Raw genomic sequence first — 12412 nt, 5'->3', positions numbered from 1 at the left:
CTACGATGTCGCGGCACTTTTTTCTATTTCTTACGGGCCCCGCTGGGCATCCTGCCTGGTCAGAGCCGCTGGAATCCCCACTGGAGCTGGCCCGGTTGATCAGCTGACATCGGTTCGAATCGTCAGCAGGAATGCTGAGTCCTCATGCGCCTGCACTGAATGTCGCTCCGGAGGAATCGTCATGAGGTCTCCGACGCGAAGGTCCCACGAGTCCATCGCTGACGATAAAGCCACACTCCCCCGCAGCACCTGCAACGTCGCCTCCGGCGGTGAATCATGCTCAGCCATCGTCGTCCCCGCAGTCAATGTCAGCAGGGCCTGCTTGAGATAGTGCCCGCTGTAGACGCTGTGGGCTGCCCGACCGCTGGTGGCGCCCCGTGCCTTTTCCAGAAGTTCGGCGGCCAGCTCGCCGAGGTTCTGGGTTTGTGGATTGTCATTCATCATCTGTCCCGTCCTGCTCGTTCGACTTCTGCCGCTTAGACCTCTCAGCCCTGATGTTAACTTGTAGTTGATCGATGTGAGACTGACTTTGGAGGTTGACCATGGCCGGTGGCCCAGTATCCGAAACCTTTGACGTTCGGACGGTTCCCAAGCCTGAGCGGCATCCGCTCATCGTGGCGGCCTATCGGAAACTCGATGTCGGTTCCGGTCTGATCCTCATCAACGACCACGAACCCAAGCATCTCAAGCGCGAGATGAAGGCGGAGTTCGCCGAGGCAATGGCCTGGGAACCACAGTCGTCAATTGACGTGGAGTTCCGGGTTCTCATCAGCAAGCGAGCAGCGACGCCTCTCCCCCGCGTCCTGGCCGATCTCGAGGAACTTAATGGACCTGCGGAGGCCTCAGGTTCCGTGTGGCAGCTCCAGCCACAGTCGCGTGATCTCGATGCGAACATCATCGCACTCTCACCCGGTGGTGAGATCAAGGAACACATTGGGCCCGGCCTCGACGTGCTCATCCACATCCTCGACGGCGGCGGAACCCTGGAGACAGAGCTGACCACGATCCCGCTCGCGCCGGGCCAGATCGTCTGGTTGCCCCGCCTCTCTCGTCGACGCTTCCTCGCCGACGAGGTTCAGGGCCTGCGGTACTTCTCGGTCCATCAGCGCAAACAGGGACTGACGATCACCAGTCGACACTGACTCAGCCGAAACAGCCGTGCAATGTGGCAGTCCAGACAGCAGTCAGGACGCGGGTTCGGGATCGTCGGGGCGCTCAAACGCAATGGCGATGAGTCTGCGCAGCACCGCCTCGTCGATGTCTTCCAGCTTGCGCACATACACGCATCCGGCACCCTCGGTGTATGTACCGAGCCTGGTCAGCAACGCCGCTCCGGTTGGTGTGTCTTTGAGCCCGTACAGCGACAGCTGAGCCTTACGTGGTGAGAATCCAGTCTTGGGCCAGTGACCACGGTTGCGCGGATTCGATGGTGAAACGTACTGGTATTGTCCGTACCCCACGATCGACGGACCCCACATCACCGGCTGCGTGCCGGTGACCTCGGTGAAGATCGCTGCCAGCGCGAATCCATCCTCGCGTCGCTTGTTCGGGCTGGCAGCTGCGAGGAACTCGTTGACGTCAACGTCGGTGGGCTGTGTCTTCTGAGTGGTCATGGTTCAATTATGGCTTCTCGATGGTGATGAAGCCCCGCAGCGAGGTTCAGGCTCTGTCGGGAATCCAGGCTGAACCATCCTGAACCTTGTAGATGAGGTTGGTGCGGGTGTGCGCGACCGCCGGGTAGCGGGTGAGGTAGTCCAGAACGAATGACTGGACCGCCTCGGTGTCGGTGGCGACGATGTGGAGCAGATAGTCATCGGCTCCTGCCATGTGGTACATCCGCACCACCCCGGGGAACTGCGGTGCCGCGGCGGTGAAGGCATCAATCTCAGCTCGGTCATGTTTGGCCAGACGGATGGAGATCAGTGCCTGCAGCGGGATGCCCACAGCTGCGGCATCGATGTCGACCCGAAAGCCTCTGATCACGCCCAGCGTCTTCAGGCGTTTGAGACGAAGCGAAACCGTCGACTCGGAGATGCCGACCGCCGCGGCCAAAGCGGTGCCGGATGCTCTGGCATCATCGCTGAGAGCCTTGAGCAGCTGTCGATCAACATCATCGAGTTCCACTTTCTGCGACATGACTCACAGTCTGGCATAGGAGATTCAAGAAGTTTCGATGAGAACACGGAAAATCACGGATTCTTGACTGATGATTGCGGTTCATAGCAGGAATAGCTTGAATGCTGACATGACCTCACTGCATGCAGAAACTCTCATGGTCCATGGCGGGTTGGAAGGCCTCACCGAGGCTGGAGTCCACGTTCCGGCCATCGACCTCTCGACCACCAATCCAGTCAACGATGTCGCCACCGGCGGTGACTCCTACGAATGGCTGGCGAGCGGGCATTCGCTCAAGGACGGCGATTCGGCCGTCTACCAGCGCCTGTGGCAGCCTGGTGTCGCACGTTTCGAGACGGCCCTGGCCGAGCTTGAACATGCCGACGAGGCGGTCGCATTCGCCACGGGCATGGCCGCAATGACCGCGGCTCTCCTCGCAGCCGTCAGCGCAGGAACACCGCACATCGTCGCAGTGCGTCCGCTCTACGGCGGAAGCGACCACCTCCTCGAATCCGGGCTGCTGGGCACGAGGGTCACGTGGGCCGAAGAATCCGACATCGCCTCGGCGATCCAGGACGACACCGGACTCGTCATCGTGGAGACCCCGGCCAACCCCAGTCTCGACCTCGTGGATCTCGATGGTGTCGTCGCAGCCGCCGGCAACGTGCCTGTGCTGGTCGACAACACCTTCTGCACCCCTGTGCTCCAGCAGCCCATCTCCCACGGAGCGGCCCTCGTTCTGCACAGCGCGACGAAGTATCTCGGCGGTCATGGTGATGCCATGGGCGGCATCATCGCGACCAACTCCGACTGGGCGATGCGCCTGCGACAGGTCCGAGCCATCACGGGAGCCCTTCTCCACCCGATGGGTGCCTACCTCCTCCATCGGGGCCTGCGCACTCTGGCCGTGCGCATGCGCGCGGCACAGACCACCGCTGGTGAACTCGCCGAGCGCCTGGCTGCGCACCCTGCCATCGCAGCTGTGCACTACCCAGGACTGGACGGCCAGGACCCACGCGGACTTCTCGGGCGCCAGATGTCCGGTGGTGGAGCCATGATCGCAATGGAGCTGGCCGGAGGATTCGAGGCCGCACGCAGCTTCGTCGAACACTGCAGTCTCGTCGTTCACGCAGTATCCCTGGGCGGCGTCGACACGCTCATCCAACATCCGGCGTCTCTGACACACAGGCCGGTTGCGGCCACCGCACGGCCGGGCGACGGTCTCATCCGGCTCTCTGTCGGACTCGAGCACGTCGATGACCTGGCAGACGATCTCATCGCTGCCCTCGACGCGAGCCGAGCAGCCGCCTGAGCCGGCCGACCGTCCTCCGCTGCCGATCCAGGGAGTACCCGTGCCCATGTCCTCGTTGACATTGACGCGACGTCAACTTCTAAGCTGATCGGTATGGACTGGTCCATACAGGAAACAGCGCGGATGACGGGGACGACGAGCCGAACACTGCGTCACTATGACGCAATCGGCTTACTGCCACCGACGTACACTGCCGACAACGGATATCGCTACTACGACGAGACAGGGCTGGTGCGCCTACAGCGCATTCTCCTGCTCAGGGAGCTCGGGATGTCGTTGAATCGGATCGCTGAGGCGCTCGAAGGCACCTCCGACCCGATTGCGGCATTGGGCGAACACGTGCACAGCCTCGGACGCGAGCGTGCACGAATCGAGCGGCAGATCGCCGCCGTCACCGCGACCATCGCACGATTGGAAGCGGGTGAACCTCTCATGGCAGAGGAAATGTTCGATGGTTTCGACCATCGCAAGTACAAAGAGGAAGTGACGCAGCGCTGGGGCCAAGCGGCTTATGAGTCGTCTGCGCAGTGGTGGGAGTCGATGAGACCCGAAGACAAGGCGTCATGGAAGGCGACAGTCGACCAGCTGAGTCAGGACTGGACGAACGCCGCCGCAGCAGGAGCCGATCCCGAATCGGAGCGCTGCCAGGACCTGGCTCACCGTCACGTTCAGTGGCTGCGAGCTGTTCCGGGGACTCCGGCGAATGATCCCGACGGTGACATGGACGGATATGTCCGCGGTTTGGCAGACATGTACGTCAGCGATCCGCGCTTCGGTGCCAATTACGGCGGCACCGAGGGCGCCGAGCTGGTCCGGGACTCACTTCATCTCTACGTGGACGCCAACATGGATTCCTAGGAGCAGTCAGGACTTTCGCTCCAGGGCTCGCCGAATCTTCTCGGCGGGCCCTGCCAGCTGTTCGGGGGTCTGCATGGGCGCACGGTCAGAGATATCGAAATCGTCCATCGAGTTCGTCGGCAGGACGTGGATGTGCAGATGTGGAACCTCGTAGCCGACGACGAGCAGGCCGATGCGCTCACAGTCGAGGGCCTCCTGCTGGGCACGTCCGATCTGTCGCGCCACCGCCATCAGGTGATCGAGCAGATCCTGGTCGGCGTCGATCCAGTGTGAGATCTCTTCCCGGGGCACGACCATAGTGTGGCCCTCGGTCATCGGCGACACATCGAGGAATGCAACGCACACGTCGTCCTGGTAGACGAAAGTGCCCGGAATTTCCCCGTTGATGATCTTGGTGAAGATGGTGGCCATGTTTCATTCCTCCTTGCTGATCCGATGATCCGATTGGCTCAACCGCGGAGTGCTCGCGCTTGAGCGACGTCAACGGAGAAGTCACGCGTCTCAGTTCGTGCGACCTGACGACTGGTCACGATCGTACCTGTTCGGGAGATGACGAACACTCCGCGTTCGGCCACACCGTGATCAGCGTCGAAGACGCCATAAGACTGGGCGACATCGCCGTGCGGCCAGAAGTCCGAGCCGAGATCAAGGCCGATCTCGCGTTCCTCCGACCACGCGGCGAGCGTGTACTTCGAATCCACGGACATGGTGATGATCTCGACCGGAAGAGACTCGCTCTCCAGCGACTGTCGCAGGTCATCAAGGGCGCTGAGCTCATCGCCGCACACGGGCGAGAAGGCGAACGGAAAGAAGACGAGGATGACAGCCGAGCGACGTAGAACCTCGGCGAGGTGGAGCGTCGACCCGAACTGATCGGGCACGCGGAAATCAGGGGCCCGGTCTCCGGGCCGAAGGATCATGAATAGTTCTTCTTGCCCACCAAACGGAAGCCAGCCCAATGTTCGGCAGCACTGACCGTCGAGGTCACATGCATGCCAGCTGTGGGAGCTGCCTCAGAAATGTCGGCCGGGCTGATATGCCCGGGGCGACTTGCCTTGGGAGACAGGAGCCACACGACTCCGCCTTCCTTCAATGTTGCCTGCGCGTCGACAAGACCATCAATGAGGTCGTCGTCGTCGGAGCGCCACCACATCAGAATGACGTCGAAGACATCATCGACATCACCGTCCGCGATCTTCTCACCGATGATGTTTTCGATCGCTTGGCACAGGTCCAAGTCGACGTCATCGTCGTAGCCGATTTCTTGCACATAGTCTCCCGCAGCCAAACCAAGGTTCTGGCCCAGCTCGTTGGGGAGGGTCGACGTGGAAGATGTCCTTTCAGAAGAGGAGTTACTCATGCCCTTATTGTTCCGTCAAGTGTGCCGGAGGTGCAAATGGCGGCGCGCCAACCGGATGCAATCCACCTCAAAGAGCATCGAAGACCACGAACTCGTCATCGAGATCACAAAATTTCGCCCCAGCGAACTTCGCGCGGGAGGACTAGGCTGATGGGAGTATCTGGTGGACCCTGGGCTCAATCATGATTTGATCTTCCATTCCACTCGATCACCCGGATCTCAACACCAACGAAGATCGTGGAGCGGAAGAGAGGACCACACCGTGGACAATCGGAAACAGGGCGGACCGATACTCAATGGGCTGCCCAGCCAGGTGCCCGACATCGATCCCGAAGAGACTGAGGAGTGGCTGGCATCGCTGGACGGCCTCATCGACGAGGGCGGACGGTCACGTGCACGTTACGTCATGCTGCGGATGCTTCAGCGTTCGCGAGAGAAGCAGATCGGCGTGCCCAGCCTGACAGCCACCGACTACGTGAATACGATCGGTCCTGAGAACGAACCGTGGTTCCCCGGTGACGAAGAGGTCGAGCGCCGCTACCGACGCTGGAACCGCTGGAATGCCGCGATGCTCGTCCACCGTGCCCAGCGGCCCGGAGTCGAGGTCGGCGGACACATCTCAACCTATGCCTCGTCTGCCACGCTCTACGAAGTCGGACTCAACCACTTCTTCCGCGGCAAAGACCACCCCGGCGGCGGCGACCATATCTTCTACCAGGGCCACGCCTCGCCCGGTATGTATGCTCGCGCCTACCTCGAAGGCCGGATGAGTGAACAGGACCTCGACGGTTTCCGTCAGCAGCAGTCCCACCAGATCGACGGCAAGCCCAGTGGACTGCCCTCGTACCCTCACCCGCATCAGCTCCCCGACTTCTGGGAGCACCCGACGGTGTCGATGGGCCTGGGCCCGATGAACGCGATTGCGCAGGCACAGTTCGACAAGTACCTGCACAACCGTGGAGTCAAGGACACCTCGCAGCAGCAGACCTGGGCGTTCCTCGGTGATGGAGAGCTCGATGAGCCGGAGAGTCGCGGCATGCTCCATGTCGCCGCGTTCGAAGAACTCGACAATCTCAACTTCGTCATCAACTGCAACCTGCAGCGCCTCGACGGCCCCGTCCGTGGCAACGGCAAGATCATTCAGGAGCTCGAAGCCTACTTCCGGGGCGCCGGATGGAACGTCATCAAGGTCGTCTGGGGCCGCGAATGGGACACCCTCCTGGGCAAGGACCGAGACGGCGCACTGGTCAACCTCATGAACGCCACCCCCGATGGTGACTACCAGACCTACAAAGGAGAGTCCGGCGGATTCGTCCGTGACAACTTCTTCGGTCGCGATCCCCGCACGAAGGCCATGGTCGAGGACTACAGCGACGAGAGGATCTGGAACCTCAAGCGCGGCGGTCACGACTACCGCAAGGTCTTCGCTGCATACAAGGCCGCCGCCGAGCACACCGGCCAGCCGACCGTGATCCTCGTCAAGACCGTCAAGGGCTACTCGCTGGGACCTCACTTCGAGGCTCGCAATGCGACCCACCAGATGAAGAAGCTGACGATCGACGACCTCAAGTTGGCCCGCGATCATTTCCAGATCCCGATCTCGGACAAGGATCTCGAAGCAGACCCGAAGCTGCCCCCGTACTATCACCCTGGGCAGGACGCTCCGGAGATCAAGTACATGCAGGAACGTCGTCGGACACTGGGCGGATACTCCCCCGAACGACGCAGCACGCACATCGATCTCAAGCTTCCTTCCGACAAGGCCTTCGACGCAGGCAAACGCGGTTCGGGCAAGCAGACGATCGCCACCACCATGGGCTTCGTCCGAGTGCTCAAGGACCTGATGCGAGAGAAGGAGTTCGGCAAGCGCATCGTGCCGATCATCCCGGACGAGGCCCGTACCTTCGGCATGGACTCGTTCTTCCCGACGGCGAAGATCTACAACCCGCACGGCCAGAACTACATCTCGGTCGACCGCGATCTCTTCCTCGCCTACAAGGAGGCCACCGACGGCCAGCTGCTCCATGTTGGCATCAACGAGGCCGGTGCCACCGCAGCGCTGACCGCTGTGGGCACCTCGTATGCGACGCATGGTGAGCCGATGATCCCGTTCTACATCTTCTACTCGATGTTCGGCTTCCAACGCAGCGGCGACTTCTTCTGGGCAGCCGGCGACCAGATGGCACGCGGATTCGTCCTCGGCGCCACCGCCGGTCGCACAACGCTGGTGGCCGAGGGATTGCAGCATGGTGACGGTCATTCGCATCTGCTGGCATCGACCTATCCGTCGATCGTGTCCTACGATCCCGCCTACACCTACGAGATCGCCCGCATCGTCCGTGACGGCATCCACCGTATGTACGATCCGGCCGATGAGCGCGACCCCAACGTCATGTACTACCTGACGATGTACAACGAGCCGATGGTCCAGCCCCCTGAGCCAGAGGACCTCGACGTCGACGGCGTGCTCAAGGGGATGTATCTCCTGTCGAAGGGGCCGGACAACGGCGGACCGAAGGTCCAGCTCATGGCCTCCGGCGTGGGCGTCCCCTGGGTTCTCGAAGCCCAAGAGCTGCTCGCCGAGGACTGGGGCGTTTCGGCAGATGTGTGGTCGGTGACCTCGTGGACCGAGCTGCGTCGCGATGGCCTGAAATCAGAAGACGACCGACTGCTCACCCCAGACGTCGAGGCACGTGTGCCGTATGTGACTCAGAAGATGGCCGAGACCGAAGGCCCTGTTGTGGCGACCTCGGACTTCATGCGTGCGGTTCCGGATCAGATCCGTCAATATGTGCCAGGCCACTTCACATCCCTGGGTACCGACGGCTACGCGATCTCGGACACCCGTCCTGCAGCACGCCGCTATTACCACGTCGATGGACCATCGGTCGTGACACAGGCTCTGATCTCCCTGGCCGACACCGGGGCGATCTCGATCGACAAGGCCGCCGAGGCGGCACGGAAGTACCAGCTCGACGACGTCACAGCGGGCACCTCAGGCTCGACCGAAGGTGCCGGCGCCTGATCGCAGCGCGCTGGGCAGATTCGACACTGCGATCGACACCGCTATGAGTATGGCCGGAGTCTCTAAGACTCCGGCCATGCTTGTCTCAATCGACAAAAAATTGTGTGTCGCATACAAGCGAATTGTGACGAAGCCTTTAAAGTGGTGCCTATGACAACTGACGCCGAGACGCTCCGGCGCCGGGCAGAGACGGCGCGCCGTCTGCGGGCAGGAGTGGGAGTCCTCTCCACTGTGACCCTGCAGAGACTTGAAGCTCGGCTCCCCTGGTACCGCAGCATGTCCCCCTCTGATCGATCCTGGGTCGGACTGTTGGCCCAGTCGGGCATTTCATCCTTCATCGACTGGTACCGCAAACCCGATACGGATCTGCGGGTCGTCAGCGAGATCTTCAAATCCGCCCCGCGCGACCTGATTCGAGCAATCAGTCTCCAGCAGACCCTGCAGCTGCTCAAGATCGTCGTCGAAGTCGTCGAGGAGAGAGTGCCCGACATTGCACGTGCGGTCGAGCAGCCGGCTCTGCGGGAAGCCGTTCTCGTCTACTCCCGTGAGATCGCCTTCGCCGCCGCAGACGTCTATGCCCGAGCCGCAGAGGCCAGGGGCAGTTGGGACGCTCGCTTAGAGGCAATGGTCGTTGATGCCCTGGTTCGCGGCGACTCCGTCGATGAGCTGGCCAGCCGTACCGCTGCCTTCGGGTGGCAGTCGGAGGGTCCCGTCAGCGTACTTGTCGGACGGGCCCCGCAGAGGTCGGCCAAGCGCGGACTCGACGTCATCCGACGCAAGGCCCGCAAATGGGCCGATGATGCCCTCGTCGGCATTCACGATAACCGACTGCTCATCGTCCTCGGCGGTGCCACCGAACTCGATGACGCCGTTGAGGAACTCTCCGAATCCTTCGGACCATCCGAAGTCATCGTCGGACCCAGCGTTCCGAGCCTGGCAGAGGCCGCCACCTCGGCGAGGGCAGCCATCATGGCGCTCAGGGCCGCCACCGCCCGCCCCGACTCACCCCGACCCGTCAGGGCTGAAGAGCTCCTACCTGAACGAGCCCTGGCCGGAGACACCGTCGCCCTGAGCGAACTCATCAGCCGATACTACGAACCACTGACCTCTGGGACCGGGCAACTGCTCAAAACGGTCAGCGCCTACGTCGAATTCGGATCGTCGCTGGAAGCCACGGCCAAGGCACTCTCAGTCCACCCGAATACGGTGAGATACCGGCTCCGGAAGATCACCTCGGCGATCTCACTCGATCCGACGGTCTCCCGCGACGCGTTCGTCATCCACATCGCATTGGTCTACGGGCGACTGTCAGATGCCGGGCTATTGTCGAACACCGACAAAACACACTGATCCGAAAGATCCATCCACTAGATTGAACACCGAAGTCGAGTGAAAAGAGAACTGAGTGCTAGCAATCACGTGCCCGGGCCAAGGCGCCCAGAAGTCGGGCTTTCTGAGTTCCTTCCTGGAACTCGACGCCTTCGCCGCGCAGATCGACGAACTCTCCTCCGCATCCGGGATCGACCTGCGCCTGCACGGAACCGAATCGGATGACGAGACCATCAAGGACACAGCACTGGCACAGCCGCTGCTCGTCGCCTCAGCGATCGCGTGCGCCGCTGAGCTCGGAGCTCGGGCAGAGTATGTTGCCGGGCACTCCGTCGGCGAGATCGCTGCCGCACAGATCGCCGGTGTCTTCTCTCCAGCCGATGCCATGCGCTTCGTCGCAGTGCGCGGCGCAGGGATGGCAGCGGCCGCAGCCCAGACGCCGACAGGCATGTCAGCCGTCGTCGGGGGCGAACCTGCCGACGTTCTGACGGCCATCGAGGCAGCCGGTGCCAGCCCAGCCAACGTCAATGGAGGCGGGCAGACGGTGGCAGCGGGATCCTTGGAAGATCTGGAGAAGCTGGCGGAGAACCCGCCGGAGAGAGCACGCGTCATTGCTCTGCCCGTCGCTGGTGCCTTCCATACCGAGTACATGGCTTCGGCGACCCAGGAACTGGCCGCCACTGCCTCGGCGCTGGAGATCGCAGATCCTGCCACGTATATCCTCAGCAACTCGGATGGAACAGTCATTGAGAGCGGTCAGGACTATGTCGACCGCCTCGTCAAGCAAGTCACGAACCCGGTTCGCTGGGATCTGTGCCAGGAGACGCTGCTGAATGCGGGAATCACCGGAATGATCGAACTGGTCCCCGGTGGCACCCTGACCGGAATCGCACGACGCGCCATGAAGGGCGTGGAGACATTCGCCATCAAGTCCGCTGCAGACCTCGACGGTGCGCGTGAGTTCGCCGCGGCCCACGCCTGATCATCAAAGGAAGACCATCATGCCAACACTGAAGACCGCAGAATCCGGAACCTTCTCCAAGATCATGGGCATCGGTGCCTACCGTGCCGAAAACCTCGTCACCAACGACGACATCGCCGGGCCCATCAACTCCTCCGATGAGTGGATCCGTCAGCGCACCGGCATCATCACTCGGCGTCGCGCCAGCAAGGACGTCGGTGTCATCGACATGTGCGAAGAGGCCGCGTTGGAAGCGATCGCATCCTCCGGGCTCAAGCCCGAAGACATCGGCGGCATCATCATCGCCACCGTCACCTTCGAATACTTCACTCCTTCGGCGGCAGCAGCGCTGACTGACCGCTTGGGGACGGGCCCCATCCCCGCCTGGGACATCAGTGCGGCATGTGCCGGTTACTGCTACGGCATCGGACAGGCCGACGCATTGGTCCGTTCCGGGGCCATGGACAATATTCTGGTCATCGGTGCGGAGAAGCTCTCCGAGGTCATCGACCCCGAGGACCGTTCGATCTCCTTCATCCTCGGTGACGGAGCCGGTGCTGTCGTCGTCTCGTCGTCTGACGAGCCGGGCATCTCGAAGACCGTCTGGGGCTCGAAGGGCGAGAACTGGTCGACGATCCGCATGACCGAGTCTCTCTACGACGTCCGCGACGACCGCGACACTCCGTTCCCCACCTTGCGCCAGGATGGGCCGACCGTATTCCGCTGGGCCGTCTGGGACGGCGCCGAGGTGGCCAAAGAGGCTCTTGCCGAGTCCGGCATCGAAGCCTCCGACCTGGCTGCCTTCATCCCGCATCAGGCGAACATGCGCATCATCGACGAACTCGCCAAACAGCTCAAGCTGCCCGAGCACGTCGTCATCGCCCGCGACATCGCCGACAACGGGAACACCTCCTCGGCATCCATCCCGCTGGCGACCGAGCGTCTGCTTCGCGAGCAGCCTGAACTCAGTGGTGGATACGCTCTGCAGATCGGCTTCGGAGCCGGTCTGGTCTTCGGCGCACAAGTGATCCGCCTCCCTTAAACGGGTTCATTCACGGAAAACTCTCCGTGAATGTCCTAAGATATTCGGCGGGACACTCGTCGAAAAGTTCCTCAACCGGTCGAACAACCCTCGGCTGACACTAGAAAGTAGGAAAGAAATGGCATTCACCGAAGCTGAAGTCCTCGCTGGACTGGCAGAGATCGTCAACGAAGAAACCGGTTTGGCTGTGGAAGCAGTCGAGGCCAACAAGTCCTTCACCGACGACCTCGACATCGACTCCATCTCGATGATGACCATCGTCGTCAACGCTGAGAAGAAGTTCGGCGTGAAGATTCCGGATGACGACGTCAAAGACCTCGTCACCGTCCAGGACGCTGTTGACTACATCAACAAGGCTCAAGAGGCCTGAGAAACTAGCCGAACACGGCCCGTCCACCGACGGGCCGTGT

The 12412-nt window shown here is 61.8% G+C and carries 14 protein-coding genes; 8 read left to right on the top strand and 6 right to left on the bottom strand.

Annotated features, from left to right (window positions below; translation table 11 throughout):
• Positions 1–99: 99 nt before the first annotated feature.
• On the bottom strand, positions 100–444 hold the full coding sequence (locus ACE03M_RS05740; RefSeq protein WP_485933121.1) for a cupin domain-containing protein: 345 nt from the start codon (positions 442–444) through the stop codon (positions 100–102).
• Between the two features lie 98 nt (positions 445–542).
• Between ACE03M_RS05740 and ACE03M_RS05735 the strand changes: the two genes are divergently transcribed.
• Entirely contained in the window at positions 543–1142 is a 600-nt protein-coding gene (locus tag ACE03M_RS05735; RefSeq protein WP_485933120.1) for a DUF2249 domain-containing protein, read from the top strand.
• A gap of 42 nt (positions 1143–1184) precedes the next feature.
• Here the strand turns inward: ACE03M_RS05735 and ACE03M_RS05730 are convergent, their stop codons facing one another.
• Together ACE03M_RS05730 and ACE03M_RS05725 are read right to left on the bottom strand one after the other, a co-directional pair.
• The gene (locus ACE03M_RS05730; protein ID WP_485933119.1) at positions 1185–1613 is read right to left on the bottom strand and encodes a DUF1801 domain-containing protein; all 429 of its coding nucleotides are present in this window, start codon (positions 1611–1613) and stop codon (positions 1185–1187) included.
• A 46-nt stretch (positions 1614–1659) separates the two neighbouring features.
• Positions 1660–2136 (bottom strand): Lrp/AsnC family transcriptional regulator, encoded by a 477-nt coding sequence (locus tag ACE03M_RS05725; RefSeq protein ID WP_143921595.1) that lies wholly within the window; start codon positions 2134–2136, stop codon positions 1660–1662.
• 109 nt (positions 2137–2245) lie between these two features.
• Between ACE03M_RS05725 and ACE03M_RS05720 the strand changes: the two genes are divergently transcribed.
• On the top strand, positions 2246–3427 hold the full coding sequence (locus tag ACE03M_RS05720; protein WP_485933118.1) for a trans-sulfuration enzyme family protein: 1182 nt from the start codon (positions 2246–2248) through the stop codon (positions 3425–3427).
• 93 nt (positions 3428–3520) lie between these two features.
• On the top strand, positions 3521–4285 hold the full coding sequence (locus tag ACE03M_RS05715; protein WP_485933117.1) for a MerR family transcriptional regulator: 765 nt from the start codon (positions 3521–3523) through the stop codon (positions 4283–4285).
• A gap of 6 nt (positions 4286–4291) precedes the next feature.
• Here the strand turns inward: ACE03M_RS05715 and ACE03M_RS05710 are convergent, their stop codons facing one another.
• From ACE03M_RS05710 to ACE03M_RS05700, 3 genes are read right to left on the bottom strand one after another with little or no spacing between them, the layout of a single operon-like run.
• On the bottom strand, positions 4292–4696 hold the full coding sequence (locus ACE03M_RS05710) for an HIT family protein (protein ID WP_143921592.1): 405 nt from the start codon (positions 4694–4696) through the stop codon (positions 4292–4294).
• Between the two features lie 38 nt (positions 4697–4734).
• Entirely contained in the window at positions 4735–5205 is a 471-nt protein-coding gene (locus ACE03M_RS05705; protein ID WP_485933115.1) for a peroxiredoxin, read from the bottom strand.
• Positions 5202–5645, bottom strand: coding sequence for a DUF3052 domain-containing protein (locus tag ACE03M_RS05700; protein ID WP_260848010.1), 444 nt, complete (start codon positions 5643–5645; stop codon positions 5202–5204). The genes ACE03M_RS05705 and ACE03M_RS05700 overlap by 4 nt, the downstream gene beginning before the upstream one ends.
• A gap of 262 nt (positions 5646–5907) precedes the next feature.
• Here ACE03M_RS05700 and aceE point away from each other — a divergent pair, with 262 nt between their 5' ends.
• The 5 genes from aceE (at position 5908) to ACE03M_RS05675 (ending at position 12372) form a co-directional block, all read left to right on the top strand.
• The gene (aceE, locus tag ACE03M_RS05695; protein WP_485933114.1) at positions 5908–8670 is read left to right on the top strand and encodes a pyruvate dehydrogenase (acetyl-transferring), homodimeric type; all 2763 of its coding nucleotides are present in this window, start codon (positions 5908–5910) and stop codon (positions 8668–8670) included.
• A gap of 150 nt (positions 8671–8820) precedes the next feature.
• Positions 8821–10020, top strand: a complete 1200-nt coding sequence (locus ACE03M_RS05690; protein ID WP_143921589.1) for a PucR family transcriptional regulator — start codon at positions 8821–8823, stop codon at positions 10018–10020.
• 55 nt (positions 10021–10075) lie between these two features.
• A complete protein-coding gene (locus ACE03M_RS05685; protein ID WP_485933113.1) occupies positions 10076–10981 on the top strand; it encodes an ACP S-malonyltransferase in 906 nt (301 codons plus the stop codon).
• A gap of 19 nt (positions 10982–11000) precedes the next feature.
• Positions 11001–12002, top strand: a complete 1002-nt coding sequence (locus ACE03M_RS05680) for a beta-ketoacyl-ACP synthase III (protein ID WP_485933111.1) — start codon at positions 11001–11003, stop codon at positions 12000–12002.
• A 118-nt stretch (positions 12003–12120) separates the two neighbouring features.
• Entirely contained in the window at positions 12121–12372 is a 252-nt protein-coding gene (locus ACE03M_RS05675; RefSeq protein WP_009882400.1) for an acyl carrier protein, read from the top strand.
• Positions 12373–12412 lie beyond the last annotated feature (40 nt).

The organism is Brevibacterium sp. AGC70 (assembly GCF_057334195.1).
The sequence above is the reverse complement of the archived record's forward strand: the minus strand, read 5'-3'. Positions and strand labels throughout refer to the sequence as shown.

Bases quoted from the DNA above. Each gene is read 5' to 3' on its own strand.
- ACE03M_RS05740 (WP_485933121.1), bottom strand. From the start codon at position 444: ATGATGAATGACAATCCACAAACCCAGAACCTCGGCGAGCTGGCCGCC.
- ACE03M_RS05735 (WP_485933120.1), top strand. From the start codon at position 543: ATGGCCGGTGGCCCAGTATCCGAAACCTTTGACGTTCGGACGGTTCCC.
- ACE03M_RS05730 (WP_485933119.1), bottom strand. From the start codon at position 1,613: ATGACCACTCAGAAGACACAGCCCACCGACGTTGACGTCAACGAGTTC.
- ACE03M_RS05725 (WP_143921595.1), bottom strand. From the start codon at position 2,136: ATGTCGCAGAAAGTGGAACTCGATGATGTTGATCGACAGCTGCTCAAG.
- ACE03M_RS05720 (WP_485933118.1), top strand. From the start codon at position 2,246: ATGACCTCACTGCATGCAGAAACTCTCATGGTCCATGGCGGGTTGGAA.
- ACE03M_RS05715 (WP_485933117.1), top strand. From the start codon at position 3,521: ATGGACTGGTCCATACAGGAAACAGCGCGGATGACGGGGACGACGAGC.
- ACE03M_RS05710 (WP_143921592.1), bottom strand. From the start codon at position 4,696: ATGGCCACCATCTTCACCAAGATCATCAACGGGGAAATTCCGGGCACT.
- ACE03M_RS05705 (WP_485933115.1), bottom strand. From the start codon at position 5,205: ATGATCCTTCGGCCCGGAGACCGGGCCCCTGATTTCCGCGTGCCCGAT.
- ACE03M_RS05700 (WP_260848010.1), bottom strand. From the start codon at position 5,645: ATGAGTAACTCCTCTTCTGAAAGGACATCTTCCACGTCGACCCTCCCC.
- ACE03M_RS05690 (WP_143921589.1), top strand. From the start codon at position 8,821: ATGACAACTGACGCCGAGACGCTCCGGCGCCGGGCAGAGACGGCGCGC.
- ACE03M_RS05680 (WP_485933111.1), top strand. From the start codon at position 11,001: ATGCCAACACTGAAGACCGCAGAATCCGGAACCTTCTCCAAGATCATG.
- ACE03M_RS05675 (WP_009882400.1), top strand. From the start codon at position 12,121: ATGGCATTCACCGAAGCTGAAGTCCTCGCTGGACTGGCAGAGATCGTC.